Raw genomic sequence first — 26,530 nt, 5'->3', positions numbered from 1 at the left:
TGTCCGGGCCGCCTCCGACGACTCACCTCCGCCCGACGAACCACCCGCGGATCGTGGACATCCGCTTCTCCAGCTGGTCCTGGGACGCCTGGGCCACTGCCGGGCCGCCGCTGACCTCGCGGAGCCGGTTGTGGATCACGCCGTGCGGGGTGCCCGAGCGCGCGGACCACGCCGACACCAGCTTGGACAGCTCGGCGCGCAGCTCCTTCATGCGCCGGTGGTCCACCACCTCAGCCGGCTCCTTCGGCTCGGCAGCCTTCGGGCGGCGCTGGACCTGCTCCGCCTGGCGCTGGCGCAGCAGGGCGGAGACCTGGTCGGCGTCGAGCAGGCCGGGGATGCCGAGGAAGTCCTGCTCCTCGGCCGAGCCCACGGCGCCGCCGAGGCCGAACTCGCCGCCGTCGAAGAGCACCTTGTCGAAGCTCGCCCGGGACTCGAGCGCCTCGAACTTGGCGCCCGTCAGGGAGTCCGACCCCTTCTCCTCCCGGTTGGCCTGCGCGATGAGGTCCTCCTCGGGGGCGTCCTCGAGGTCCTCCACCTCGACGGCGCCCTCGCGGCGGTCCAGGGCGTGGTCCCGCTCGAGCTCCATCTCGTTGGCCAGGAGCATCAGCTGCGGCACGGAGGGCAGGAAGACGGATGCGGTCTCCCCACGGCGCCGCGATCGCACGAAGCGGCCCACGGCCTGCGCGAAGAACAGCGGCGTGGACGTGGACGTCGCGTAGACGCCCACGCAGAGTCGGGGCACGTCCACGCCCTCGGACACCATGCGCACGGCCACCATCCAGCGCTCGTCCGAGGCGGCGAACTCGTCGATGCGGTCCGAGGCGCCCTTGTCGTCCGAGAGGATGACGGCCGGCTTCTGGCCGGTCAGCGCCTCGAGCTGGGCGGCGTAGGCGCGGGCGTCCTCGTGGTCCGAGGCGATCACCAGGCCGCCGGCGTCGGGCACGTTGCGCCGCACCTCGGTGAGGCGCTGGTCCGCGGCCTTGAGCACGGAGGGGATCCACTCGCCCTGCGGGTCCAGCGCGGTCCGCCAGGCCGATGCCGTGATGTCCTTCGTGGCCGCCTCGCCGAGCTGGGCCTCCATGACCTCGCCCGTCGAGGTCTTCCACCGCATCTGCCCCGAGTAGGCCATGAAGATGACCGGCCGCACCACGTTGTCCCGCAGCGCGGGCCCGTAGCCGTACGTGTAGTCCGCCTTCGAGCGGGAGAGCCCGTCGGGCCCGTCCACGTACTGCACGAACGGGATGGTGGAGGTGTCCGAGCGGAAGGGGGTGCCGGTCAGCGCGAGGCGGCGCGCGGCCGGCTCGAACGCCTCCCTGATGCCCTCGCCCCAGCTCAGGGCGTCGCCGCCGTGGTGGATCTCGTCGAGGATCACCAGCGTCTTGGCGGCCTCGGTGCGGTTGCGGTGCAGCACCGGCTTGTTGGCCACCTGCGCGTAGGTCAGCGCCACGCCGCGGTACTCCGCGCCGTGCCGTCCGTCCGCGTTCTTGAAGTTCGGGTCGATCGCCAGGCCCACGCGCGCCGCGTTGTCCGCCCACTGCCGCTTGAGGTGGTCCGTGGGCGCGACCACGGTCAGCCGCTGCACCACACCGGCGTCCATGAGGATCTTGGCCACGCGGAGCGCGAAGGTCGTCTTGCCCGCACCGGGGGTGGCGACGGCGAGGAAGTCCTGCGGGGAGGCCGAGAGGTACTTCTCGAGGGCCTCCTGCTGCCACTGGCGCAGCTTGGGGGCGGTGCCCCAGGCTGCACGCTCGGGCAGGGCCGGGGGCAGGTCCTCGCCCACGTGGAAGAGATCGGGCTGGACGCCGGCGGACGGGACGGCGCCGGACGCGTCGGAGTCTGCGGGGTCAGGCCCGCCGAAGAGGGTGCCGCTCATCGACGAGCGGCCTCAGCCACGCCCGCGACCGCCGAAGAACCCGCGCTTGCCGCCGCCCGAGCCGGAGTCGCCGTCGCCGTCCTGGGGATCGCGCAGTCCCTCGTAGATCTCCTTGCACGTGGGGCACACGGGGAACTTCTCCGGGTCGCGGCCCGGCACCCACACCTTGCCGCACAGCGCGATCACGGGCGCGCCGGACAGGGCGGACTCCATGATCCTCTCCTTGCGCACGTAGTGCGCGAATCGCTCGTGGTCGCCCGGCTCGATGTCCTGGAGCTGCTCCTCGCGCTCCAGGACGGAGGTGCCGCCGCCGGCGGGCGCGAAGGGGTCGTTCAGGTCGGGTTCGCCGGTCACACTCATGCGGCCCATCCTAGCCAGTCGGTCAGAACGCCTTCACGGCCTGGAAGGTCTCGGCCTGCGCCCGGTCGTACCAGCGGGCGCCGAGCCGAACGCCCAGCCAGAGCAGCAGCGCGCCCCACGCCAGGCCCACCGCGAGCGCGACCCAGGACCACACGGGCTGCCGCGTCACGGAGAACACGATCGCGGGGATGAGCATCGGCAGGGCCATGGCCGCCGAGGCCAGGAGCGCGCCGAACTGCACGACCATGGTGCGGACCATCGCGCCCTGCGGCTGCTGGAACGGGCTGTCGCCGGGCTTCGGCACCGGGTAGACCCAGCGCGCGGAGACGAGCGCGGCGAGGCCGCACACGGAGCCGAGGAGACCGAGGGACAGGCCCAGCACGGCGGGCAGCGCGCCCCAGTCCCCCGCTGCGGCGCACGTGGCCACGGCCACCACGACGACGAGCGGGACGCCCCAGCCGAGCATGCCCATGAGCCGCCCGATCCGGTCGTCGGTCCCCTTCACGCCGGCGACGACGTGCAGGTGGAACGCCGTGTGGTCGTAGGCGATGTCCGCCGAGAGGGAGTGGGCCAGCGCCCACGCCGTGATGGGCGCCATGGCCAGGAACACAGCCGGTCCGGCGCCGTCCTCGCCGATGCTGCCCGTGAACCACAGGAGCACGGCCATGAGCGGGATGGTGATGAGGCCGGCCATGTAGCGCGGGTCCGTGAACCAGTAGTGCTGCGCGCGGGCCGCGATCGCGGTGCGGGGGCCCGTGGCGGGGCGGCCGAGCCAGCGCAGCGGACGCGGGTCGGCGGCGGCCGCCTTCGCCTCACGCGCCGGCCCGCCCCCGACGCCCACGGGCCGCACCGTGCGGCGGACGGCCAGGTGCCACAGGGCGAGGGCCAGGGCGCACCAGAGGAGGGCGACGGCGAGCCGCACGGCCGCCAGCCCCCAGCGTCCCTCGGCGGCGGCCCAGGCGGCGGCCGCCCCGGCGCCGAACGGCGTCCAGGAGGCGGCCTCGGCCACGGGCGGCGCGCCGGCCATGAGCGTGTCGAAGGACTCGGCGGCCTGGGCGAAGGCGATGCCGCCGAGCATGAGCGGGATCATGAGCAGCACGGAGACCGTCTCGCGCACCCGGCGGCGGCCGGCATAGGCCGAGATCATCCCCGTGACGCCGTAGCCCAGGGAGACGGCGGCGACCGCGGTGATGACGGCCCCGACCAGGCCGAAGGCGAGCGCGGCCGGCTGGTCCCGCCAGGACGCCGCGACGCCCAGGGTGACGATCAGCGTGGCGATCCCGACCGGCGTCGTGAAGGCGCTGAGGAGCAGACCGCGGACGAGCGTGCCGACGGGCACCGGGTAGACGAGGAAGCTGCGGGGGTCCAGAGTGGCGTCCACGCCGGTGACGAGCGGCGGCAGCACGAGCCACAGCAGGACGACCACCGAGGTGGCCAGGACGGTGAGCACCCCGCGGAACGCGACGTCCTCGCCCGGCAGGGCCACGGTGAGCCCGACGACGAGGAAGACCGCCGCCCCGAGGATGTACAGCGCGCCGATGATGCTCATCACGAGCGTGAACGGGGAGCGGCGCCACTGGTTGACGGTGAGCGCCCAGCGCAGGCGGACAAGGGTGGCGGCCATGCCGTTCACAGCCATGCGAGGCCCTCCCCCGTGTGGCGCCCGCCGACGAGGTCCACGAAGCGCTCCTCGAGGTCGCGCCCGGCGCGGACCTCCTCCACCGTGCCGGTGGCGCGCAGGGTGCCGTCGGCGATGACGGCGACGTGCGTGCACATGCGCTGCACGAGGTCCATCACGTGGCTGGAGACGATCACGGTGCCGCCGCGGCCGACGTAGTCGTTCAGGATGTCGCGGATGTTCGCGGCGGAGACGGGGTCGACGGCCTCGAACGGCTCGTCGAGCACCAGGACGTCCGGGGCGTGGACCATCGCGGCGGCCAGGTTGACCTTCTTGGTCATGCCCGCGGAGTAGTCCACGACGAGCTTGCGGCCGGCGTCCTGCAGGTCCATGACGCGCAGCAGGTCGGCGGTGCGCTGGGCCACGGTCTCGGCGTCGAGGCCGTGGAGCAGGCCCGCGTAGGTGACCAGCTGCGCGCCGGTGAGGCGGTCGAACGTGCGGACGCCGTCGGCGAGCACGCCCACGCGGCGCTTGGCCTCGAGGGGCTGCGCCCACACGTCCACGCCGTGGATCCAGGCCTGGCCGTGGTCCGGGCGGAGCAGGCCCGTGGCCATGGACAGCGCCGTGGTCTTGCCCGCACCGTTCGGGCCCACGACGCCGAAGAACGAGCCCGCCGGAACCTCCAGGTCCAGGCCCGCGAGGGCCGTCCTGTCCCCGAATCGCTTGGCCAGCGCCCGGGTGACGAGGGCGAGGTCCGGGTCAGGGCTGTCGTGGGCGCGGCGGAGCGGAGGCTCGGGGGCGGCGATCATGCCGCCGACGCTAACAGCGCGCTGACAGGCTTCGCCTCCGCCCTGGGGATGATCTCGCCGGCCCCTCCTCCCCCACCTGGCGGAGCCGCGGGGCGCTCAGGACACGCCCGCGGGGCGTCGCCGCGCCGTGACGCTCAGTACAGGGCGGCGGCGAGGCGGCGACGCGAGGCCTGCACGCGCGGGTCGTCCACGCCCACCACGGTGTAGAGGTCGACGAGGTGGGAGCGCACGTCCTCGCGCGCCTCGCCGTGATGGCCGGCGATGAAGCGGACCAGGCGGGCGAACGCGTCCTCGACGTGGCCGCCGAGCACGTCGAGGTCCGCCACCGCGATCTGCGCGGCCGCGTCGTCGGGACGCTCGGCCGCCCCCGCGCGCACCGCGGCGGCGTCCGCGTCCTGCGTGCGCAGGAGCAGCTGGGCGGCGGAGCGGCCCTGCAGGGCGACGGCGTCCGCCGGGTTCTCGGCGAGCGCCCGTTCCCACGCGGCGACGGCGGCGGGCATGTCGTCGGCGGCGAGGGCCTCGTGGGCTGCCCGGTGCAGCGGGGGCACGGGGGGCGCTGCCGGTGCCGGCTCGCCGCCCGCGCCGGGACGCGCGTCCGCGACGGGAGGCACGGTGCCGGACACGCCGTTCTGGCGAGCGACCTCGAGGATCTCGCCCAGGAGCTGGGCGAGGGTCTCCTCCGGCACGGCTTGGTTCACGAGCGGCACGGGCTGGCCGGCCACCACCGCGAGGACGGCCGGGCCCGCGGGCAGGCCGATGGCCTGCAGCAGCCCGGGGTCTGCCACGACGTCCAAGCGCGCCATGACGAGGCGGCCCGCCTGGGCGTCCACGGCGTCGGCGAACTGGGTGTACAGGGCCTCGCTCGTCTGGTCCCCCGGGACGTGGAGGTGCAGGAGGACGGGGACCTGCGCGGAGAGCTGCACGAGCTGCTGGAACATCTGCTGGTCCGCCTGCGGGATCACCCATGAGCCCTCGGGCATCGCGTCCGGGCTCGGTCCCGCCGTGCCGGTGCCCGCGGCGGGCCGGGGCGAGCGCAGAGAGGACAGGTCGACAGCCCCGCGCAGGTGGGACGGGGCGGCGGAGGAGGGCTGGGAGGTCACGGTGCACGGTCCTTTCGAGACGGTCTGGGATCCACGGTAGACGCTCGACCGGCCGGGGCGCCCGCGGCCACCTCCGCCGCGGCCCCTGCCGTACCCTGGTCCCGTGCATCATCCCGAGGACCAGGCGCCCCAGGCCGCGCCGGACGCCGCCTTGCCCACCCACGGCGCGTCCACGAGCCCGGCCCGTGCCTCCGCGCACCCGTCCACCCCGGCCGGCTCCAGCACGGTCGGCGCTCCGCCGGAGGGCTCCCCGGTCCGCGGCCGCCTGAGTCTGCGCCCCCTCGCCTGGCGCCGCTCCGGCCCGGCGACCGCGCCCGGCGACGACGCCGCACAGGACGAGCCGGTCCCGGAGCCCACCGAGGCGACCCCCACGGTCTCGTTCCGATCGCCGGTGAGCACCGGTTTCCTGCTCACGACGGGCGTCCTGCTCGCCCTCGCCGTCCTGGGATTCCTAGCCACCAACCAGCAGCTGCTCGTGATGATCATGGCCGCCCTGTTCATCGCCCTCGGCCTGGACCCCATCGTGCGCCGCTTCGAGCGATGGGGAGCCCCCCGCTGGGCCGGAGTCCTCGTGGCCGCCCTGGGCCTCGCAGCCGTCGCGGCCGCCTTCATCTCCCTGCTGATCCCCACCGCGGTGGAGCAGTCCACCCAGCTCGCGGAGGAGATCCCCGCGACGGTGGAGGAGGTGATGCGCTCGGAGTGGTTCCTCGCCCTCGACGCCCAGTTCCACATCCAGGACGCGGTGCGCCAGCACACGGACCAGCTCAACGGCGACGGAGCCTCGGTGGCCGCCCTCTTCGGCGGGATCGTGGGCCTCGGCCAAACCGTGCTGAACTCCCTGTTCGTCACGGTGGTCGTGGTGGTCCTGACCCTGTACTTCCTCTCCTCCCTGCCGCACATCAAGCACTGGGCCTACCGCCTGGCGCCCCGCTCGCGCCGCGCGCGTGTCCGTGAGCTCTCGGAGGAGATCACCTCCTCCGTGGGCCTCTACGTCATGGGCCAGACCCTCGTGGCCGCGCTGAACGCCACGGTCGCCTTCATCGCCATGAGCATCGCCGGCACCCCGTTCGCGGCCCTGCTCGCGTTCTTCGCCGCCATCATGGCGTTCATCCCGCTCGTGGGGGCGATGATCGGCGGGACGGTCATCACCCTCATCTCCCTCCTGGACTCGTGGCAGTCCGCCGCGCTGTTCGCGGCGATCTACGTCGTCTACCTGCAGGTCGAGGCCTACGTCGTCTCCCCCCGCGTCATGTCCCGCGCGGTGGACGTGCCCGCCGCCGTCGCGGTGATCGCCGTGATCGCGGGCGGCACCCTGCTCGGCGTGCTCGGGGCGCTCATGGCCATCCCGACGGCGGCCGCCCTGCTGCTGATCGTCCGCGAGGTGTTCATCCCGCGGCAGGAGACCCGGTGACCGGGACGATCCTCAGCGGCTGGCCCTCGTGCGCCAGCACACGGGGTGCCAGTGGCGCCGGTCCTCTCCGGCGTCCGCGTCTCCCATGATCCAGTCGGAGCGCCACGCCACGAGGTGGGCCTGGCCCTGGCGGATCACGCGTCCGCAGCCGGGGCAGGAGTAGTCCTTCACCGCGCGCCACGCGGGGATCTGGCGCACGTGCCAGCCGCCGTCGCTGCCGCTCTCGTGCGCGTAGCCCGGGTCCAGGCCGAGGCGCTCCTCGAGGGGATCGACCCGGCCTGGACCGGGGCGGGAGCGTCGTGAGGCGTCCCCCGACCCCGACCGCTCGCCCCGGCGCGGAGCGGACGAGCGGCGCGGGCGGTGGGAGCGGGGCATGCGTCCATGCTGGCACAGCGCCGTCCGCCGCGGCGCCGAGGGGCGGGCCCGCGCCTAGACTGGACCGGTGCGCCTCGTCATTGCCCGCTGCTCCGTGACCTACGAGGGCCGCCTCAACGCCCACCTGCCCTCCGCCACCCGCCTCCTCATGGTGAAGGCGGACGGCTCGGTGCTGGTCCACTCCGACGGCGGCTCCTACAAGCCCCTCAACTGGATGAGCCCGCCGGCCACCCTCCATGTCGAGGAGCCGAGCGAGGAGCAGGCGGCCCAGGGCGTCGTCGCCGTGTGGCGCGTCCAGGCGAAGAAGTCGGACGACCGGCTGCTGGTGCTGCTCGAGGAGGTCCTCTCGGACGTCTCCCACGAGCTCGGCGTGGACCCGGGGCTCGTGAAGGACGGCGTGGAGGCGGATCTGCAGCGCCTGCTCGCGGAGCAGATCGAGCTGCTCGGCGACGGGCACACGCTCGTGCGCCGCGAGTACATGACGGCCATCGGCCCCGTGGACATCCTGGCCAAGGGCCCGGACGGCACCGTGGCCGTGGAGCTCAAGCGCCGCGGGGACATCGACGGCGTGGAGCAGCTCACCCGCTACCTCGAGCTGATGAACCGCGACCCCCTCCTCGCGCCCGTGAGCGGCGTGTTCGCAGCGCAGCAGATCAAGCCGCAGGCCCGCACCCTCGCCGAGGACCGCGGCATCCGCTGCGTCACCCTCGACTATGACGCGATGCGCGGCGTGGACGATGCCGAGTCCCGCCTCTTCTGATCCGGCGCCCCCGACGGGCCCGCTGCGCTCCGCCCGCGCGCCGTGGGTGGCCGCGGACCACGGAGCGGCCCCGGTGGAATGGCTGGTGACGTGGGCGGAGACTCCGGAGGCCGGACCGGGCGACGACGGCGCGCGCCTCGTGTGGGCCGGCCCCGCCGAGGCGGCGCCGCGCGAGGTGGTGGCCGCCGCGGCGGAGCCGGGCGTGGGCCGGGACGCCGTGCGCGTGACCGGACCGCTCCTGGACCATCACGTCCACGGGGGCGCCGGGGTGGACCTGGCGACCTCTCCCGTCGGAGACGTGGCCGCCTGGCTCGAGCGCGGGCGCCGCGCCGGGGTGGGGACCGTGATCGGCTCGCTGCCGGCACTGCCCGCCGCGGATCTGGCCTCCGCCCTCGACCGGCTGCGGCCGCTGTGGGAGGAGGGCTCGCTGGCCGGCGTGCACCTCGAGGGCCCGTTCCTCTCCCCCGCCCGCGCCGGCGCCCACGACCGGGCCGCGCTGTGCACGCCCGCCTCGGCCGCCGGCCACGCGGTCCGTGCTGCGTTGCGCGGCCGGCCGCGGGGCCTCGTGCGCACCATGACGCTGGCCCCGGAGCTCGCCGGGTCGGCCGCGCTGGAGCGGGAGCTGGCTGCGGCCGGGACCGTGCCGTGCCTCGGCCACACCGACGCGGACCTGCCCGCGGCGAGGGCGGCGCTCGACCGGTGGGAGGCGTTGCGCCGGAGGACGGAGCGGTCCGGCGGACGGGCTCCGCGCCCCGTGGTCACCCACCTGTTCAACGCGATGCGCGGCTTCCACCACCGCGAGCCGGGACCGCTGCCGCTGCTCCTGGACGCCGCCCGCCGGGGGCGGCTCCGCCTCGAGCTCATCGCCGACGACGTCCACGTCTCCCACCACCTCGTGGACCTGCTGCTGGGCGATCCGGCCCTGGCCCCGGCCGTGTGCCTCGTCTCCGATGCGGTCGCCGCGACCGGCGCCGCGCCGGGAACGCGGCACCGCCTCGGCCCGCGCACGATCCACGCGGGCCACGACGCGCCCCGGCTGGGGCGCACGCCGGCGTCGACCGGAGCGGAGGAGGCCCCGCTCGCGGGCGGCCGCCGGTCCCTCGCGGACTCCGTCGCGGCGCTGCTGCGCCGCGGTCTCGACCCCGACGCCGTCCTGCGGGCGGCGACCCACGTGCCCCGCGAGAGCCTCGGCGCGGAGGCCTGCGACGGGGACGACCCGGCGCGGGCCGGCGTCGTGGTGTGGGGCCCCGCGGGGACGCGGACCGTGCTCGTGCGGACGCTGACACGGGTCACGCCGGCAGGATGAGGCCCTCTCCGTTCAGCGGGCCGACCGGGGTCAGCGGCGCGTGCGGGGGGTGGACCCGTCGCTGCGCCACCACAGCTGCGCGGCCTGGGACGGCCCGGCCTCGCACCACGCGCGGAGGGCGCCGGCGTCGGCCTCGTCCACCGTCAGGCGGACCGGCTCGCTGCCCCCGCGGACGTCGAGGACCGTCTGACCCTCGGGCGCCGCATCCGGCACCCGGTCCATCTGGAGCGCCCAGCGCTCCCCCCGCCACGCGAGCGGGCCGGCGGGCATGAACCCGTTGAACACCAGGACGCGCTCGTCGTAGCGGCCGATCACCCGCCGGGGCCGTCCCCGACCGGTGACCGCGATCCCCGGGAACGACCCCGGCGCACGCAGGAGGGCCCGGTGCCGCACCAGTCCGGCGACGGCCAGCAGTCCGAGGACTGCCAGCACGCCGACCAGGACGATGAGCACCGGGCCCCTCATGGTCGTGCCTGGACCGCGCGGCTCAGACGGCTGCGGCGTCGCCCAGGCGGGCGGACGTCGCGGCGATCACCACGCGGTCGTGGTCGACGGAGAAGAACCCGCCGTTGGCCTGCGCGGTCACGGTCCCGCCGTCGGCGGTGCGCACCACGACCTCGCCGTCGCCGAGCACGGCGAGGAGCGGGGTGTGGCCCGGGAGGATGCCGATCTCACCCTGGTAGGTGCGCGCCGAGACGGCCGACGCCGCGCCCTTCCAGATGGACCTCTCCTCGGAGACGATCTCCACCTCGAGCTCAGCCATGACGGATCAGCCCTCGGCCTGGATCTTGGCCCACTCGCGCTCGACGTCGTCCAGGCCGCCCACGTTGTAGAAGGCCTGCTCGGCGACGTGGTCGAGCTCGCCGTCGGCGATCGCCTTGAAGCCCTCGACGGTGTCCTTGACCGGCACGGTCGAGCCCTCGACACCCGTGAACTGCTTGGCGGTGTAGGTGTTCTGCGAGAGGAACTGCTCGATCTTGCGGGCGCGCGCCACGGTGATCTTGTCCTCCTCGCCGAGCTCGTCCACACCGAGGATCGCGATGATGTCCTGCAGCTCCTTGTTCTTCTGGAGGATCTGCTTCACGCGGATGGCGGTGTCGTAGTGGTCCTGGCCGACGTACTGCGGATCCAGCAGGCGCGAGGTCGAGGCCAGCGGGTCCACGGCGGGGTACAGGCCACGGGACGCGAGGTCACGGGTCAGGTTGGTGGTCGCGTCGAGGTGCGCGAACACGTTCGCCGGGGCCGGGTCGGTGTAGTCGTCCGCGGGGACGTACACGGCCTGCATCGAGGTGATGGAGTGGCCGCGCGTCGAGGTGATGCGCTCCTGGAGCACACCCATCTCGTCCGCGAGGTTCGGCTGGTAGCCCACGGCCGAGGGCATGCGGCCCAGCAGCGTGGAGACCTCGGAGCCGGCCTGCGAGAAGCGGAAGATGTTGTCGATGAAGAGCAGCACGTCCTGGTTCTGCACATCGCGGAAGTACTCCGCCATGGTCAGGGCCGAGAGGGCCACGCGCAGGCGCGTGCCCGGCGGCTCGTCCATCTGGCCGAACACCAGGGCGGTGTCCTTGAGCACGTCGGCCTCGTCCATCTCGACCCAGAGGTCGTTGCCCTCGCGGGTGCGCTCGCCGACGCCGGCGAACACGGAGGTGCCGCCGAAGTTGCGGGCCACACGGGTGATCATCTCCTGGATGAGCACGGTCTTGCCCACGCCGGCGCCGCCGAACAGGCCGATCTTGCCGCCCTTGATGTAGGGGGTCAGCAGGTCGATGACCTTGATGCCCGTCTCCATCATCTCGGTGGAGCCCTCGAGGGAGGCGAAGTTCGGGGCCGGCCGGTGGATCGGCCAGCGCTCGACGTCGCCGAGCTCCGAGGTCGGCATGTCCAGGGTCTCGCCGAGCACGTTGAAGATGTGGCCCTTGACCGCATCGCCCACGGGGACGGAGATGGGGGCGCCCGAGTCCAGCACGTCGGCGCCGCGGACGAGGCCGTCGGTGGACTGCAGGGAGACGGCGCGGACCATGTTGTCGCCCAGATGCTGGGCGACCTCGAAGGTCACGGTGCGCTTCTGGCCGTTGAGCTCGATCTCGGTGGTCAGGGCGTTGTAGATCTCGGGCATGGCGTTGCCGGGGAACTCGGCGTCGATCACGGGGCCGATGACCCGGGCGACGCGCCCGGTGGCGCCACGGGCCGGGGTGCCGGTGCCGTGGTCGGTGATGGTGGCAGTCATCTCTCTCACTTCTATCGTGTGTGGATGGCGGGTCAGTCGAGCCGAGGGAAGGCTCAGGAGTTGTTGAGCGCGTCCGCGCCCGCGATGAGCTCGGTGAGCTCCTGGGTGATCTCGGCCTGTCGGGCGTTGTTCATCAGGAGCGTGTACTCCTTGATGAGGCTCGAGGCGTTGTCGCCCGCCGACTTCATGGCCCGCTGACGGTTGGCGAGCTCAGAGGCCGCCGACTGGAGCATGGCGTTGAAGATGCGCGACTCGATGTACTTCGGCAGCAGGGCGTCGAGGACCTCGTCGGCGTCCGGCTCGAACTCGTAGAGCGGCAGGACCTCCTCCGCGGTCGCGACGTCCTCCTCCACGACCTCGAGCGGCAGGAGCCGCACGACGTGCGGGTTCTGCTTCACGAGGGAGACGAACTCGGTGAAGACCACGTGGATCTCGTCCACGCCGCCCGCCGCGGTGTCCGTGAGGAAGGCCTCGACGAGCGTCTCACCGATCTCGGTGGCGCGCTCGGCGACGGGGGCGTCGGTCTGGCCCGTCCACAGGCGCTTGTACTCGCGCCCGCGGAAGTCCATGTACGTCTGCGCCTTGCGGCCGACGACGTAGATGTCGACCTCGCGTCCCTCCCCGTGCAGACGCGTGAGCAGCTGCTCGGCCTTGCGCAGCACGTTCGCGGAGTATGCGCCGGCGAGGCCGCGGTCCGACGAGAGGATCAGCACGGCCGCCCGCGTGGGGTTCGGGGACTCGGTGGTGAGGACGTGGTCGATGTCGTGCTGGCTCGACACGGCCGAGACGGCGCGGGTGATCGCGTTCGCATACGGCAGCGACGCGTTGACGCGCTCACGGGCCTTGGTGATGCGGGACGTGGCGATCAGCTCCATCGCCTTGAAGATCTTCTTCATCGACGAGGTCGATGCGATCTTCTGACGGTAGACCCGGATCTGGGCTCCCATGGTGATCCTTTCCCTGGCGGGAGGGCGGCCCGGCGTCGTCCCCGTGGGGGGCCCGACGCCGGACCGCTGACCTCACCGACCTTCGGTCAGCGCTTCTGCTTGGTGATCTGCTCCTGCGCGACCTGGTCCTGGCCGATCGCGGCGTGCTTCTCGTTGTCGGCGACGCCGTGGCCCGAGACCTGGAAGCCCTTCTTGAAGTCCGCGATCTCCGCCTCGAGGGAGGAGAGGGTCGCGTCTTCGAGCTTGCCCGTGGCGGCGATGTCGCCGAGCACGGTGTCGCGGCGGCGCAGGTGATCGAGGAACTCCCGCTCGAAGCGGAGCACGTCCTCCACCGGCACCTCGTCCAGGTGGCCCTTGGAGCCGGCCCAGATGGACACGACCTGCTCCTCGACCGGGTACGGCGAGTACTGGGGCTGCTTCAGGAGCTCCATGAGGCGCTCGCCGCGGGCGAGCTGGCGGCGCGTGGCCGGATCCAGGTCCGAGGCGAACATGGAGAACGCCTGCTGGTCGCGGTACTGCGCCAGGTCCAGCTTCAGCGTGCCGGAGACCTTCTTCATGGCCTTGACCTGCGCGGCGCCGCCGACGCGGGACACCGAGATGCCCACATCCACGGCGGGACGCTGGTTGGCGTTGAAGAGATCCGACTGCAGGAAGATCTGTCCGTCGGTGATGGAGATGACGTTGGTCGGGATGTACGCCGAGACGTCGTTCGCCTTGGTCTCAATGATCGGCAGGCCGGTCATGGAGCCCGCACCCAGCTCGTCCGAGAGCTTGGCGCAGCGCTCGAGCAGGCGGGAGTGGAGGTAGAACACGTCGCCGGGGTAGGCCTCGCGTCCCGGCGGACGACGCAGCAGCAGGGACACGGCGCGGTAGGCCTCGGCCTGCTTGGAGAGGTCGTCGAAGATGATCAGCACGTGCTTGCCGCCGTACATCCAGTGCTGGCCGATGGCCGAGCCGGCGTAGGGGGCGAGGTACTTGAAGCCGGCCGGGTCGGACGCCGGGGAGGCCACGATGGTGGTGTACTCCAGGGCGCCGGCCTCCTCGAGGGTGGCGCGGACGCCGGCGATGGTCGACGCCTTCTGGCCGACGGCCACGTAGACGCAGCGGACCTGCTTCTGAGGATCTCCGGTGGCCCAGTTGGCGCGCTGGTTCAGGATGGCGTCCACGGCGATGGCGGTCTTGCCGGTCTGGCGGTCGCCGATGAGCAGCTGACGCTGGCCGCGGCCGATCGGGATCATGGCGTCGATCGCCTTGATGCCGGTCTGGAGCGGCTCGTGCACCGACTTGCGCTGGGTCACCGTGGGGGCCTGCAGCTCGAGGGCACGGCGGCCCTCGGACTCGATCGGGCCCAGGTCGTCCATGGGCTCGCCCAGCGGATCCACCACGCGACCGAGGAAGGCGTCGCCCACCGGCACGGAGAGGATCTCCCCGGTGCGCTGGACCTCCATGCCCTCGCGGATGTGCTGGAACTCTCCGAGGACGACGACGCCGATCTCGCGGCTGTCCAGATTCTGGGCCAGGCCCAGGATCCCGTTCTCGAAGCGCAGCAGCTCGTTCGCCATGACGGAGGGGAGGCCCTCCACACGCGCGATGCCGTCCGCCGCGGAGATGACGCGGCCGACCTCGGTGCGCTCGGTGCCGGACGGTTCGTAGGATGCCGCGAAATCGTTCAAGGCATTGCGGACGTCGTCGGCATTGATGGTCAATTCGGCCATCTGCAGTCCCTGCTCTCTGTGCTTGGTGATCATCGACGTGACGATGATGCGGTGGTGTGTTCTGCGGTGCGTCCGGGGCCGACCGAGGGGTCAGCCGGCCATCCGGCGCTGGAGGTCGTTGAGACGGCTGGCCACGGAGGCGTCGATCACGTCGTCGCCCACCTGGACCCGGATGCCCCCCACCACGGCGGGGTCGACCGTGACGTCTACGACGAGGTCGCGGCCGAAGGTCCGGCGCAGCCCGTCTGCGAGCCGCTCCTGCTGGACCTGCCCCAGGGGACGGGCGACCGTCACCTCGGCGATCCACTGGCGCTGACGCTCGGCGACGACGTCCGCGTGCGCGCGGACGGCCACGGAGGGCTTGACGCCACGGGGAACCGTGACGGCGCGCTCGACGAGCAGCTGCCCGGCCGGGCTGGCGGTGCTGCCCAGCAGGCGACGGGCCAGCGCGGCCCGCGCCTCGACGGGGGCCTGCCGGTCGGTCAGTGCGCGCTGCACCTCGTGCGACTCCTCGGTGAGGCGGTTGAAGGCCAGCAGCTCGCCCGAGAGGGCGGACAGGCCGTCATGGCCGCCACGCGCGGACTCGGCGGCCGCGGCATGCGCGGCCACCGTCTCCAGCGCATCGCCGAAGTCACGTTCCGCCGACCAGCGGCGGCCGGCCAGGTCCTTGAGGACCTGCAGAGCACCGGGGGTCGCCCGGGTGCCGAACAGGGAGTCCACGAGGCCGTGACGGCGCTCGGTGCTCCAGGCGGGGTCGGTCAGGGCACGCCGCAGCGCCCCCTGCTCGTCCACGACGTCCAGCGCGCTGAACAGCTCGCGTGCCAGGGCGACGCCGCCCTCGTCCAGCACCGGACCGACAGCCTGCAGAGAGGCGGTCAGGGAGTCCCTCGATGCACCCGTCATCATTCGGCCACACCCGCGCTCTGGTGCCGATCGAGATCAGCCAGGAAGCGGTCGACCACGCGCTGTGCGCGCGCATCGTCGTTCAGGGACTCGCCCACGATCTTGCTCGCGAGCGTCGTGGCCAGCGTGCCGACCTCGCCCTTGAGCTGCGTCGCGGCCTGGGCGCGCTCCGCGGCGATGTGGGCCTGGGCCTGCTCGGAGACGCGGTTCGCCTCGGCGACGGCACGCTCGCGGGCCTCGGCCACGATCTGGGTGGCCTCGGTGCGAGCCTCCTCGCGGATGCGGTTCGCCTCGGTGCGGGCGTCCGCCAGCTGGGACTCGTAGTCCGCCATCATCGCGTTCGCCTCAGCCTGGGCCTTCTCGGCCTTGGCGAGACCGCCCTCGATCGCCTCGACGCGGTCCGTGTAGGACTTCTCGAGGGTCGGGACGATGAACTTGATGACGATGAACATGAGCAGGGCGAAGCCCACCGCGACGACGAGGATCTCCCACGGATTGGGGATCAGGGGGTTGGCCCCCTCGGCCGCCGCGAGGATCAGTCCATTGCTGATCATGTTTCAACCATCCTTCGGTCGTGTGTCCTACAGGGCGTGAGGTGCGGACGACGTGGACACGGCGTCCCGCCCCGTGCGGTGCAGGGGATCAGAGGACGAACGCGAAGACCAGGCCCAGGATGGCGAGGGCCTCGGCGAGGGCGAAGCCGAGCAGCGCGATCGGCTGCAGGATGCGCTGGGCCTCGGGCTGACGGGCGACGCCGTTGATGTAGGCGGAGAAGATGAGGCCCACGCCGATGGCGGAGCCGATGGCGGCCAGGCCGTAGCCGATGAGGTTGAGGGAGCCCGAGATTTCCATGGTGTTCCTTTCACGGTGCCGGGGAGCCGGCAGGGTTGTGGAGGTAAGTCCGCCCGGGCGGCGCCCGTGGGGCGCTCCGAGTGGTCGGGTGGCGGCGAACCGCCGGACCGTGGCGACGATCTCGGATGAGGTCGCCGCCCGGCTGGTCAGTGGTCGTTCGCGTCGATCGCGCCCTGCACGTAGATGGCGGTGAGGAGCGTGAACACGAACGCCTGGAGGTACATGATGAGCAGCTCCAGGAAGTAGAGGGCCACGGAGCCGAGGATCACGAGGATGCCGGTCCCCTGCAGCGCGAGGTTGTGAGTCTGCGTGATCAGGAAGGCGGCGCCCGCGCCGGCGAGCATGACGATCATGTGGCCGGCGAGCATCGTGGCCATCAGACGCAGGGAGTGGGTCAGCGGACGCACGAGGAAGTTGGAGATGAACTCGAGCGGCACGAGCAGCGGGAGGATCCAGCCCGGCACGCCGCTGGGGACCACGGCGAGCTTGAGGTAGCGCGGGCCGTGGTGGCGCAGGCCGACGCCGATCCAGATCACATACACGATGAGCGCGAGGCCGTAGGCGGCGCCGGCGTGGGAGAAGGAGGGCAGCTGCAGCCCCGGGATGGCGCCGAACAGGTTGTTCACCAGCACGAAGAAGAAGAGGGCGAACAGCAGGGGCACCCACTGCTTGAAGTGCTTCTCCCCCAGGATGTCCTTGGCGATGGAGTTGCGCACGAAGGAGTAGCCCGACTCGGCGAGCCACTGGGCCTTGCCCGGCACCAGCTTCGGGCGGCGCATCGCCCACGCGAAGAAGCCCGTGATGAGGACGACGCTCAGGAGGACGAGCAGCATCTGCTTGCCGAAGCCCGTGCCGTAGTGACCCATCCACGGGAAGATCTCCGGGAGGTGGCCGTCACTGATGGACGGGGGCACGAATTCCTTGGTGGCCAGCACGAGGGGTAGCACGCGGTTCCTCTCCGAAGTGATGCGTCGACTGGACGGCGGCATCGCCCCGTGCCGCGCTCGAGACCCGCGTCGATGCGGGGCTGAGAGGCGGTGCCGGAGGCGAGAGGCGGCACGAACATGCCGTCGAAGTGTTCGCTGGCAACGATACCAAACGGCGGCCCTTGTTCCGTACCGCACACGCGGCCCGCTGGCCAGGCGTCATGCACCGACGATCGCGCCCTCCGCGGGGGGCGGACGGCCGGAGGCGCCGCGGCTCAGTCCGCGTAGATGGAGCGGCGCGTGCGGGCGAAGACGAGCACCTCGGCGGCCTGCCACGCCACGATCACCACGAGGGCGGCGACGGCGGCCGGCGTCGCCTCGAGCCACCCCGGCCGCGGCGCCATCCCGACCAGGATGCCGAACACGGCGATCTTCACCACGAACATCCCGATGCTCACCGGGAGCACGGCCTCGCGGGCGTGGTCCCACGCGAGCGCCGTCGTCGCGCCGGTGACCGCGGAGAGCGCCAGCACGATCCCCCCGCCGGTGAGGACAGAGGGCACGCCGCCGGGCCCGGAGAGGGTCAGGAACGCGAGCGCGGTCAGCGCGAGGGCGGCGCCGGCGCCGCCCACGCTCCACCAGAGGATCCCCCACCACCCCGCGCGGTTCTCCCAGCGGCGGCGTGGTCGGGCGGTGCGGGCGGTCATCGGACCTCCTGGTCGGGGCGGGCCGCGGGGCGGGCGTCACGACGACGGCGCGCGAGGGGCCGCAGCGTGAGCCACCCGGCTGCGGCGAGCGCGAGGGCGAGCACGGGGAGGACGATCGCGTCGTCCACGAAGTTGAGGGACACCACGCCCCAGGCCACGAGGAAGGCCCACAGCCACAGCAGCCAGACCGCCTGCGCGTGCGTGTACCCCCCGTCCACCAGCTTGTGGTGCAGGTGGCCGCGGTCCGCGGAGAAGGGGCTCGTGCCGCGGGCCGTGCGGCGCAGCACGGCGAGCACGAGGTCGGCCAGCGGCAGGGCCAGCACGGCGAGCGGCAGGAGGATGGGCATGTAGGCCGGCACGTTGCGGAAGCGGAGCCCGGCCAGGGAGTCGAGGTCCGCGGTCACGGCGACGGCGGCCGAGGCCATGAGCAGGCCGAGCAGCAGCACGCCCACCTCGCCCATGAAGATGCGGGCCGGATGGTGGTTGGACGGCAGGAAGCCGATGCACGTGCCGATCAACAGGGCCATCAGCAGCGTGGCGAGGTTCGAGTAGTCGAACTGGTCGATCGTGCGCGTGAGCAGGTAGGAGTAGACGAAGAACGCCGACCCGCCGATGAGGGCCATCCCGGCGGCCAGCCCGTCCAGCCCGTCCACGAAGTTGATGGCGTTCATGGTGAGCACGATGGCGAACACCGTGAGCCCGACCTGGACCGTCGGACTGCCCACGGGGATCCATCCCACCGGCATGGCCTCGATCCGGATCCCTCCGAACGCCACGGCGAGGGCCGCGGCGCACTGGCCGAGCAGCTTGATCCACCAGCGCAGGTCCCACAGGTCGTCGGCCATGCCCACGAGGATCACGATCCCCACCGCGACGAGCAGTCCGCGCACGGCGGCATCGTCGGTGAAGATGCCGTGGAAGAAGGGGACGGTGCCGGCCGTCGCGAGGCCGATCAGCACCGCGGCCGCCATCGCCACGCCGCCCAGCTTGGGCACGGGGGCACGGTGCATGTCCCGCTGGCGGGCGGGCGTGTACACGTGCGCCGCGGTGCCCACGCGGCGCACGAGCGGCGTCAGTGCTGCGCACGCGACGGCGGTGACCACCACCACGAGGAGGTAGGCGCGCATGGGCGGGGCTCAGGCCTCGCGGGTGTCGGACGCCCCGGGCTCGGCGGCGGTCGGCGCGGGCTCGGCCGATTCGACCTCTGCGGCGGTCGTCGCAGGGCCGTCGGCGCCGCCGGTGCCCTGCGGCGTCAGCATGGCCTCCGGGACGGGCGGCTCCTCGCCCTCCGCCAGCAGGTCCGGCACGATCTCGCGCAGCTCCTCGAGCGGGACGGCGCCCTGCCGGGCCACGCGGAACGGGGTCACGGTGCAGTCCACGATCGTGGACGGCGCCTGCTCGGCGCGGTCCCCCGCGTCCAGGTACAGCGCGACGGACTCCCCGAGCATCTCCTGCGCGGCCACCGCCGTGGTGGCCGCGGGCAGGCCGGTGCGGTTGGCGCTCGAGACCGCCATGGGCCCCACGGCGTAGAGCAGCTCGCGGGTGACGGCGTCGTCCGGCACGCGCAGTGCCACGGTGCCGCGTGTCTCCCCCAGGTCCCACGTCAGGGTGGGCTGGGACTTCAGGATCAGGGTGAGGGCGCCGGGCCAGAAGCGATCGGCGAGCTCCTCGGCCTCCGCGGGGACGTCGTAGGCCAGCCCCGCCATCACCTTGGCGTCCGCGATGAGCACGGGCGGCGGCATGGTGCGCCCCCGGCCCTTGGCGGCGAGCAGCACGGCCACGGCCAGGGGGGAGAAGGCGTCCGCGCCGATCCCGTACACGGTGTCCGTGGGCAGGACCACGCACGCGCGGTCGGCGAGGACCTCGCGGGCCCGGGCGATGCCCTGTTCCAGCGCGGCGGGGTCGGAGACGTCGAAGAACTCACTCACGGCGCCCATTCTTCCACTACTGTCCCGCGGGACGGGCCCCGGCTCGCCCCGCCCGCCGCGGGACGGTCCGTGCGCACGGCGCCGATCCAGCGGTCACGGCCGGTCAGGTCCTGGTGGACCCGCACGTCGGAGAACGCCCCGGAGTCGAGGAGGGCCGCCGTCAGCGTGGCCCCCTGGGTCTCGTGGTGCTCCATCGCGAAGACGCCGCCCGGGCGCAGCAGGACGGCTGCGCGCCCGGCGATCCCCAGCGGGAGGCACAGCCCACGGTCGTCTCCCCCGTACAGCGCGCGGGGCGGGTCCGCCAGCGCCTCGGGCTGCACGGCGAGCTCCGCCTCCGGGACGTAGGGAGGGTTGGACAGGACCACGTCCACGACGCCGGCCAGGTCCTCCCCCGCCAGCAGCGCGTCCTCGTGGCGCAGGTCCACGCCCCACGGCTCGAGGTTGCGCCGCGCCCACGCGTGGGCGGCGTCGTCCAGCTCGACGGCGGTGACCGCCACGTCCCGCCCGTGCGCGCGGGCCCACGCGGCGAGCGCGGCGGCGAGGGCGCCCGAGCCCGTGCACAGGTCCACCGCGCGGGCCGGGCGGTCGAGGGCCCTGAGCGCGCGGACGCCCTCGGCGGCGAGGAGCTCCGTCTCCGGCCGCGGCACGAAGACGCCGGGACCCACCGCGAGGTCCACCCCGTGGAAGTGCGCCACGCCGGTGATGTGCTGGAGCGGGTCGCGCCGCACGCGCCGGGCCACGGCGAGCTCGAAGCGCCGGGCCTGGTCCTCGCTCGGGCGCGCGCCGGCGAAGACGCGGGCGAGGGCCACGCCGCGGTCGGCCTCCATCACCGGGGCCAGGAGGGCCTCGGCGTCGGCGCGTGGGGCCTCGACGCCGGCCTCGGCCAGACGGGCGACGGCGACCCGCAGCAGCTCGGACCACTCGGGGAGCGCCCCCGTGTCGCGCGGCGCGGTGCTCACGCCCCCTCCCCCAGGGCGGCGAGACGGCGCTCCTCGTCGAGGGCGATGCAGGAGGCGACGACGGCCTCGAGCTGGCCGTCGAGGACGGCGTCCAGGTTGTGCGCCTTGTACCCCGTGCGGTGGTCGGCGATCCGGTTCTCCGGGAAGTTGTAGGTGCGGATCCGCTCTGAGCGGTCCATCGTGCGCACCTGGGCGGCGCGCGCGGCGGAGTCCTCGGCCTGCTGCTCCGCGCGCTGCCGTTCGAGGAGCCGGGAGCGCAGCACGCGCAGCGCCGCCTCGCGGTTCTGGATCTGCGACTTCTCGTTCTGCATCGAGACGACGATGCCCGTGGGCACGTGGGTGAGCCGGACCGCCGAGTCCGTGGTGTTCACGGACTGACCGCCGGGGCCCGAGGAGCGGAACACGTCCGTCTTGACGTCGTTCGGGTCGATCTGGACCTCATCCGGGGCGTCCACCTCGGGCAGCACGAGGACGCCGGCGGCGGAGGTGTGGATGCGCCCCTGCGACTCGGTGACGGGCACGCGCTGGACCCGGTGCACGCCGCCCTCGAACTTCAGCCGGGCGTAGACGCCCTCGGCCGGGTCCGTGGCACTGCCGCGGATCGCCACGTGGACGTCCTTGTAGCCGCCGAGGTCCGAGTGGGTGGCGGAGAGGACCTCGGCCTTCCAGCCGCGGGACTCCGCGTAGCGCAGGTACATGCGCAGCAGGTCGCCGGCGAAGAGGGCCGCCTCCTCGCCGCCCTCGCCGCCCTTGATCTCCAGGATCACGTCGCGGGCGTCGTCCGGGTCGCGCGGGATGAGCAGTCGGCGCAGCCGCTCGGCGGCCTCCGCCTCGGCGGCCTCGAGGCCGGGGAGCTCCTCGGCGAACGCCGCGGCGTCGTCGCCGCCCTCCCCCGCGAGCTCCCGCGCGTCGGCGAGGTCCGCCGCCGCGACCGTCCACACCTCGTGCGCGGCGGCGACCGCGCCGAGCTCGGCGAAGCGCCGGCCCAGGCGTCGGGCGAGCGCCGCGTCCGCGTGCACGGCGGGATCCGAGAGCCGGCGGGTCAGCTCGCGGTGTTCGTCCAGCAGCGTCTGAACGGAGTCGAACACGTCGGTCAGGCCTCTCGTCGTCGGAAGGATGGGGCGCCGTCGTCCCTCGGGGCCGGCGCGGCGCCCCACCACGACGGCCCCGCCCCGCGCCGGTCAGGTCGCGGGACGGGGCCGAGGCGGTCACGCCGGGATCAGTCGTCGCCCTTGGCGCCGGGCGTGTTCTTGGAGACCATCATGAGGAACTCCGCGTTGGACGCGGTGTCCTTGATCTTGTTGGTCAGCAGCTCGAGGGCCTGCTGCTGCTCGAGGCCCGAGAGCACGCGACGCAGCTTCCACATGATCTTGATCTCCTCGGCGGAGAGCAGGGCCTCCTCGCGGCGCGTGCCGGACGCGTTGACGTCCACGGCCGGGAAGATGCGGCGCTCGGCGAGCTGGCGGGACAGGCGCAGCTCCATGTTGCCGGTGCCCTTGAACTCCTCGAAGATCACCTCGTCCATGCGCGAGCCGGTCTCGACGAGAGCGGTGGCCAGGATGGTCAGCGAGCCGCCGTTCTCGATGTTGCGGGCGGCGCCGAAGAACTTCTTCGGCGGGTACAGCGCGGAGGAGTCCACGCCGCCGGAGAGGATGCGGCCCGAGGCCGGTGCCGCCAGGTTGTATGCGCGGCCCAGGCGGGTCATGGAGTCCAGGAGCACGACGACGTCGCGGCCCATCTCCACGAGGCGCTTCGCGCGCTCGATGGCGAGCTCGGCCACGGTGGTGTGGTCGTCGGCCGGGCGGTCGAAGGTGGAGGCGATGACCTCGCCGGCCACCGAGCGCTGCATGTCGGTGACCTCCTCGGGACGCTCGTCGACGAGCACCATCATGAGGTGCACCTCGGGGTTGTTCGTGGTGATCGCGTTGGCGATCGACTGCAGCACCATGGTCTTGCCCGCCTTGGGCGGGGAGACGATGAGGCCGCGCTGACCCTTGCCGATGGGGCTGACCAGGTCGATCACGCGCGGGCCCACGAGCTTGTGGTCCGTCTCCAGGCGCAGGCGCTCCTGCGGGTAGAGCGGCACGAGCTTGGCGAACTCCACGCGGTCCGGGTTCTCCGCGGCGGGCACGCCGTTCACCGTGGTGATCTTGGCCAGCGCATGGAACTTCTGGCGGTTGCCGCTCACGCTCTGCGAGGGCTTCTCGCCCTCGCGGGGGGCGCGGATCGCACCGACGACGGCGTCGCCCTTGCGCAGGCCGTAGCGCTTGACCATGGCCAGCGAGACGTAGACGTCGTTGTTGCCGGGCAGGTAGCCCGAGGTGCGCACGAACGCGTAGTTGTCCAGCACGTCGAGGATGCCGGCCACGGGCTGCAGGACGTCGTCCTCGGTCAGCTCGACCTCGTCCACCTCGGGGTTGCTGCGGCCCCGGCGGGCACGGCCGCGCTCGTTGCGATTGCGACGATTGCGGCGCCCGCCCTCGTCATTGCGGTCCTCGCGGCGGGAACGGCCGGAGCCGCCCTCGGAGCGGTCGCGGCCGCCGTCGTCGCCACGGTCGTTGCGATCCCGGTCGTTGCTGCGGTCACGATCGCGGTCCCCGCCACGGTCACGATCGCGGTCGTTGCGCTCGCGGTCCCCGCCACGGTCACGATCGCGGTCGTTGCGCTCGCGGTCCCCGCCACGGTCACGATCGCGGTCGTTGCGCTCGCGGTCCCCGCCACGGTCCCGGCCTCGGCCACGTCCGCGGCCGGAGTCCTCGCGGGTGCCCTCACGCCCGCCGCGGTCGTCCTCGCCGGAGGCCGAGGAGTCCTGCTCGCCGCGCTCGGCGGCGCGGTCCTCGCCGGAGGCGGCGTCGGCGTCCTCGGAGCGGCCGCGGGCGTCCTCGTCCCCGGCGCGACGGCGGCCACGGCCCCGACGCTCCTGGCGGGAGTCATCGCGGCGGGTGTCGTCGGCACGGGTGTCCTCGCCGCGGGAGTCGCCGCCACGGGCGGTCTCCACGGCATCCTGCTCGGCGCGCTCGGCGACGGGGGCCGTCTCGACGGAGCCCGAGGACTCCGCGCGGCGGGAGCGGCGGCGGGCCGGACGCTCGGCGGGGGCCTGCTCGGCGTCGCCGGAGGCGGCGGGAACGGCGGCCGGCGTGTCAGCGGGCTTCTCGACCGGCTTCTCCGCGCGGGCCGCGGCATCGCGGTCGGCGACGGAGCCGCCGCGCTGATGGTCGGAGATCGCGGTCACGAGGTCCGACTTGCGCATGCGCGAGCCTCCCGTGATCCCGAGCTGCGAGGCCAGGGCCTGCAGCTGCGCGAGCTTCAGCGAGGCAAGGCCTCCGCCGGTGGTCGGCGTGGACTGTTCCGTGGATTCGGTCACGAAGGTTCCTTCTCCCTCGACAGCAGCTTCGGGGGCGCGGTGCGCGGTGAGGCTGCAGTGTGCGTCCGGCCGGGCACGCAGTGGTGCCCTGAGAACCGGGTCTGATGGTCTTCCCTGGGGTGGCCCCTCCCCGGCTCGCGCGCAGTCACTGCGTGGCGGAGCGGAGGAGCCGGAACTCGACCGGGCCGGGAGGCGGGGTGGCGACGCGCTCCGTGGATTCCACGGAAGCGGGGTGCCGCGTCCACTCAGCCGGCGGCGGGCTGGCGCGCGATCCTCACGAGGATCCCGCACCGGCGACGAGGCCGTGGGCCGGCCAGGTCAGCCGCGGTGGAGTGCTTCCACCCTAGCACCCTCGGTGGCCACGCCCGGCACCAGCACGCGCCACGCACGGCCCGTCTCCGCCGTCAGCGCCCGGGCCGCGGCGGCCGCCTCCTCCCCGGCGCCAGCGCCGTGGGCGAGGACGAGCACGGTGGGACCGGCCCCCGAGACGACCGCGGCGTGGCCGCGGGCGCGCAGCCCGGCCACGAGGGCCGCGCTGTCCGGCATCGCCGCGGCGCGGGCGTCCTGGTGCAGCCAGTCCCGCGTCGCCGGCAGGAGCAGTTCGGGCGCAGCGGCGAGCGCGTGGACGAGCAGCGCCGCACGGCCCGCCTGCGCCGCCGCCACCGCGTGCGGCACGGTCGCGGGGAGCGCGGCGCGCGCGGCGCGCGTGGAGAGCTGCACGTCCGGGATCGCGATGACCGGAGTGAGGTCCGGGTGCAGGGTCAGGGGCGCCGTCTCGAAGCCGTCGCCCTCGTCCCGCGTCCATGAGACGGAGGCGCCGCCCGCGAGGGCGGGCGCCACGTTGTCCGGGTGTCCCTCTCGCCGGGCCGTGGCGTCCAGCAGCGCCGCGGTGGGCAGCCGCTCCTCCTCCGGCAGCAGCGCCTCGGCCGCCACGCACGCCGCCACCACGGCCGCCGCCGAGGACCCGAGCCCCCGCGCATGCGGGATCCGGTTGACGGCGCTCAGGCGCAGCCCCGGCGCCCGGAAGCCGCGGAGCCCGAGGTGCTCGTGGGCCAGGCGAAGGATCAGGTGGCTCCCGTCGGTCGGGAGCGTGCCCGCCCCCTCCCCCGTCACGGATGCCCGGTCCGGGCCGTCCACGACGCTCAGCCGGACCTCGTCCCTCAGCTCGACGGCCAGGCCCAGGGAGTCGAAGCCGGGACCGATGTTGGCCGACGTCGCCGGGACCGTGACGACGGACTCGGCACCGACGGGGAGCTCACGCAACGCAGCCATGCGCTCAGGCGAGCCCGAGGGCGTCGGCCACGGTCACGACGTCGAACGGCACCGAGCGGGGCGTGATGTCGTCGCCCTCCGCCGTCTTGAGGGCCCACTGCGGGTCCTTCAGGCCGTGGCCCGTCACGGTGATGACCCAGGTCTTGCCCGCGGGGACGTCCCCGGCGGCGTGGTGCTTGAGCAGGCCCGCGACGCCCGCGGCGGAGGCCGGCTCCACGAAGACGCCCTCCTTCGAGGACAGCCAGCGGTGCGCCGCGAGGATCTCCTCGTCCGTGACCGAGTCGATCAGGCCGCCGGAGGCGTCACGCGCCGCCGTGGCCATGTCCCACGAGGCGGGGTTGCCGATGCGGATGGCGGTGGCGATCGTGTCCGGATCGGTGACGGGGTGGCCGAGCACGATCGGGGCCGCGCCGGCGGCCTGGAAGCCCCACATCACCGGGGTCTTCGTGGCCACGGCCGGCAGCTCCTCGTCCGAGGTGCCCGGGTGCGGGTTCACGTAGGGGCGGGCGTACTCCTGGTAGCCCTTCCAGTACGCCGTGATGTTGCCGGCGTTGCCGACGGGCAGCAGATGGTAGTCCGGAGCGTCGCCCAGGAAGTCCACGACCTCGAAGGCGCCGGTCTTCTGGCCCTCGATGCGCGCCGGGTTCACCGAGTTCACGAGGAACACGGGGTAGTTCTCGGACAGCTTGCGGGCCACGTCGAGGCAGTCGTCGAAGTTGCCCTGCACCTGGAGGAGCTCGGCGCCGTGCGCGACGGCCTGGGACATCTTGCCCATCGAGATCCGGCCCTCGGGCACGAGGACCGCGCACGTGATGCCGGCCTGGGCCGCGTAGGCCGCGGCCGAGGCGGAGGTGTTGCCGGTGGACGCGCACACCACCGCCTTCGCACCGTTCTCCACGGCGGCGGTGATGGCCATGGTCATGCCGCGGTCCTTGAACGACCCGGTGGGGTTCATGCCCTCGAACTTGACGTGCACCTCGCCCTCCACGAGCGCGGAGAGGTGCGGCGCGCGGATGAGCGGGGTGCCGCCCTCCCCCAGCGTGATGACGCGGGTGTCCTCGGTGACGGGCAGGCGGTCGGCGTACTCGCGGATGACTCCGCGCCACTGGTGGGCCATG

The 26,530-nt window shown here is 73.3% G+C and carries 26 protein-coding genes; 3 read left to right on the top strand and 23 right to left on the bottom strand.

The features are described 5' to 3' along the window. Nucleotides 1-22: 22 nt before the first annotated feature. From LG274_RS00470 to LG274_RS00450, 5 genes are all read right to left on the bottom strand, one after another. Nucleotides 23-1,873 carry a DEAD/DEAH box helicase gene (locus LG274_RS00470; RefSeq protein WP_404464801.1) on the bottom strand — a complete coding sequence of 617 codons (1,851 nt, stop codon included), beginning with the start codon at nt 1,871-1,873 and terminating at the stop codon, nt 23-25. A gap of 12 nt (nt 1,874-1,885) precedes the next feature. Continuing rightward, complete coding sequence (locus LG274_RS00465) at nt 1,886-2,233, bottom strand: DUF3039 domain-containing protein (protein WP_248115149.1); 348 nt, start codon at nt 2,231-2,233, stop codon at nt 1,886-1,888. A gap of 22 nt (nt 2,234-2,255) precedes the next feature. Continuing rightward, entirely contained in the window at nt 2,256-3,872 is a 1,617-nt protein-coding gene (locus tag LG274_RS00460) for a Tat (twin-arginine translocation) pathway signal sequence (protein WP_404464799.1), read from the bottom strand. Next, complete coding sequence (locus LG274_RS00455; RefSeq protein WP_248115151.1) at nt 3,863-4,660, bottom strand: ABC transporter ATP-binding protein; 798 nt, start codon at nt 4,658-4,660, stop codon at nt 3,863-3,865. The genes LG274_RS00460 and LG274_RS00455 overlap by 10 nt, the downstream gene beginning before the upstream one ends. A 134-nt stretch (nt 4,661-4,794) precedes the next feature. Then, the gene (locus LG274_RS00450; protein ID WP_366370240.1) at nt 4,795-5,760 is read right to left on the bottom strand and encodes a co-chaperone YbbN; all 966 of its coding nucleotides are present in this window, start codon (nt 5,758-5,760) and stop codon (nt 4,795-4,797) included. Nucleotides 5,761-5,863: 103 nt separating this feature from the next. Between LG274_RS00450 and LG274_RS00445 the strand changes: the two genes are divergently transcribed. Further along, nucleotides 5,864-7,171 (top strand): AI-2E family transporter, encoded by a 1,308-nt coding sequence (locus LG274_RS00445; RefSeq protein WP_404464796.1) that lies wholly within the window; start codon nt 5,864-5,866, stop codon nt 7,169-7,171. A 12-nt stretch (nt 7,172-7,183) separates the two neighbouring features. On the opposite strand, the gene LG274_RS00440 is transcribed toward LG274_RS00445, so the two are convergent. After that, nucleotides 7,184-7,546: a hypothetical protein gene (locus tag LG274_RS00440; RefSeq protein ID WP_248115154.1), complete on the bottom strand. Its 363-nt coding sequence runs from the start codon at nt 7,544-7,546 to the stop codon at nt 7,184-7,186. A gap of 67 nt (nt 7,547-7,613) precedes the next feature. On the opposite strand from LG274_RS00440, the gene nucS reads away from it, so the two are divergent. Together nucS and LG274_RS00430 are read left to right on the top strand one after the other, a co-directional pair. Further along, a complete protein-coding gene (nucS, locus tag LG274_RS00435; RefSeq protein WP_248115155.1) occupies nt 7,614-8,306 on the top strand; it encodes an endonuclease NucS in 693 nt (230 codons plus the stop codon). A gap of 85 nt (nt 8,307-8,391) precedes the next feature. Further along, a complete protein-coding gene (locus LG274_RS00430; protein WP_404464793.1) occupies nt 8,392-9,612 on the top strand; it encodes a hypothetical protein in 1,221 nt (406 codons plus the stop codon). A 30-nt stretch (nt 9,613-9,642) separates the two neighbouring features. Here LG274_RS00430 and LG274_RS00425 read toward each other — a convergent pair whose 3' ends face one another. From LG274_RS00425 to thrC, 17 genes are all read right to left on the bottom strand, one after another. Continuing rightward, nucleotides 9,643-10,065, bottom strand: a complete 423-nt coding sequence (locus LG274_RS00425; RefSeq protein WP_404464791.1) for a DUF2550 domain-containing protein — start codon at nt 10,063-10,065, stop codon at nt 9,643-9,645. Nucleotides 10,066-10,099: 34 nt separating this feature from the next. Next, entirely contained in the window at nt 10,100-10,375 is a 276-nt protein-coding gene (locus tag LG274_RS00420; protein WP_248115158.1) for a F0F1 ATP synthase subunit epsilon, read from the bottom strand. A gap of 6 nt (nt 10,376-10,381) precedes the next feature. Further along, entirely contained in the window at nt 10,382-11,839 is a 1,458-nt protein-coding gene (gene atpD / locus LG274_RS00415; RefSeq protein ID WP_248115159.1) for a F0F1 ATP synthase subunit beta, read from the bottom strand. A 53-nt stretch (nt 11,840-11,892) separates the two neighbouring features. Further along, the gene (locus LG274_RS00410) at nt 11,893-12,786 is read right to left on the bottom strand and encodes a F0F1 ATP synthase subunit gamma (protein ID WP_404464789.1); all 894 of its coding nucleotides are present in this window, start codon (nt 12,784-12,786) and stop codon (nt 11,893-11,895) included. Nucleotides 12,787-12,872: 86 nt separating this feature from the next. Continuing rightward, a complete protein-coding gene (gene atpA / locus LG274_RS00405; RefSeq protein WP_248115319.1) occupies nt 12,873-14,501 on the bottom strand; it encodes a F0F1 ATP synthase subunit alpha in 1,629 nt (542 codons plus the stop codon). A gap of 90 nt (nt 14,502-14,591) precedes the next feature. Beyond that, nucleotides 14,592-15,407 carry a F0F1 ATP synthase subunit delta gene (locus LG274_RS00400; RefSeq protein WP_248137989.1) on the bottom strand — a complete coding sequence of 272 codons (816 nt, stop codon included), beginning with the start codon at nt 15,405-15,407 and terminating at the stop codon, nt 14,592-14,594. Continuing rightward, a complete protein-coding gene (locus LG274_RS00395) occupies nt 15,404-15,958 on the bottom strand; it encodes a F0F1 ATP synthase subunit B (RefSeq protein ID WP_248115162.1) in 555 nt (184 codons plus the stop codon). Before LG274_RS00395 ends, LG274_RS00400 begins: the two co-directional genes overlap by 4 nt. 88 nt (nt 15,959-16,046) lie before the next feature. Further along, nucleotides 16,047-16,256, bottom strand: coding sequence for an ATP synthase F0 subunit C (atpE, locus tag LG274_RS00390; protein WP_248115163.1), 210 nt, complete (start codon nt 16,254-16,256; stop codon nt 16,047-16,049). Nucleotides 16,257-16,402: 146 nt separating this feature from the next. Beyond that, nucleotides 16,403-17,203 carry a F0F1 ATP synthase subunit A gene (atpB, locus tag LG274_RS00385; RefSeq protein WP_248115164.1) on the bottom strand — a complete coding sequence of 267 codons (801 nt, stop codon included), beginning with the start codon at nt 17,201-17,203 and terminating at the stop codon, nt 16,403-16,405. 254 nt (nt 17,204-17,457) lie between these two features. Continuing rightward, nucleotides 17,458-17,889: a hypothetical protein gene (locus LG274_RS00380; RefSeq protein WP_248115165.1), complete on the bottom strand. Its 432-nt coding sequence runs from the start codon at nt 17,887-17,889 to the stop codon at nt 17,458-17,460. Beyond that, nucleotides 17,886-19,016, bottom strand: coding sequence for an MraY family glycosyltransferase (locus LG274_RS00375; protein WP_248115166.1), 1,131 nt, complete (start codon nt 19,014-19,016; stop codon nt 17,886-17,888). The genes LG274_RS00380 and LG274_RS00375 overlap by 4 nt, the downstream gene beginning before the upstream one ends. A 9-nt stretch (nt 19,017-19,025) precedes the next feature. Further along, nucleotides 19,026-19,826: an L-threonylcarbamoyladenylate synthase gene (locus LG274_RS00370; RefSeq protein WP_248115167.1), complete on the bottom strand. Its 801-nt coding sequence runs from the start codon at nt 19,824-19,826 to the stop codon at nt 19,026-19,028. After that, the gene (locus LG274_RS00365) at nt 19,814-20,776 is read right to left on the bottom strand and encodes a N5-glutamine methyltransferase family protein (RefSeq protein ID WP_404464784.1); all 963 of its coding nucleotides are present in this window, start codon (nt 20,774-20,776) and stop codon (nt 19,814-19,816) included. Before LG274_RS00365 ends, LG274_RS00370 begins: the two co-directional genes overlap by 13 nt. Continuing rightward, nucleotides 20,773-21,864: a peptide chain release factor 1 gene (gene prfA, locus LG274_RS00360; RefSeq protein ID WP_298712992.1), complete on the bottom strand. Its 1,092-nt coding sequence runs from the start codon at nt 21,862-21,864 to the stop codon at nt 20,773-20,775. Before prfA ends, LG274_RS00365 begins: the two co-directional genes overlap by 4 nt. 131 nt (nt 21,865-21,995) lie before the next feature. After that, nucleotides 21,996-24,140 carry a transcription termination factor Rho gene (gene rho, locus LG274_RS00355; protein WP_404464781.1) on the bottom strand — a complete coding sequence of 715 codons (2,145 nt, stop codon included), beginning with the start codon at nt 24,138-24,140 and terminating at the stop codon, nt 21,996-21,998. A 318-nt stretch (nt 24,141-24,458) separates the two neighbouring features. After that, nucleotides 24,459-25,412, bottom strand: coding sequence for a homoserine kinase (gene thrB / locus LG274_RS00350; protein WP_404464779.1), 954 nt, complete (start codon nt 25,410-25,412; stop codon nt 24,459-24,461). 4 nt (nt 25,413-25,416) lie between these two features. Beyond that, on the bottom strand, nt 25,417-26,529 hold the full coding sequence (gene thrC / locus LG274_RS00345; protein ID WP_319075353.1) for a threonine synthase: 1,113 nt from the start codon (nt 26,527-26,529) through the stop codon (nt 25,417-25,419). Nucleotide 26,530 lies beyond the last annotated feature (1 nt).

Origin of the sequence: Micrococcus antarcticus, assembly GCF_044872765.1 — a bacterium.
In the GTDB taxonomy this organism is placed as follows: domain Bacteria; phylum Actinomycetota; class Actinomycetes; order Actinomycetales; family Micrococcaceae; genus Micrococcus.
Note: the sequence above shows the minus strand (reverse complement) of the source record. Positions and strands in the feature narration are given on the sequence as shown.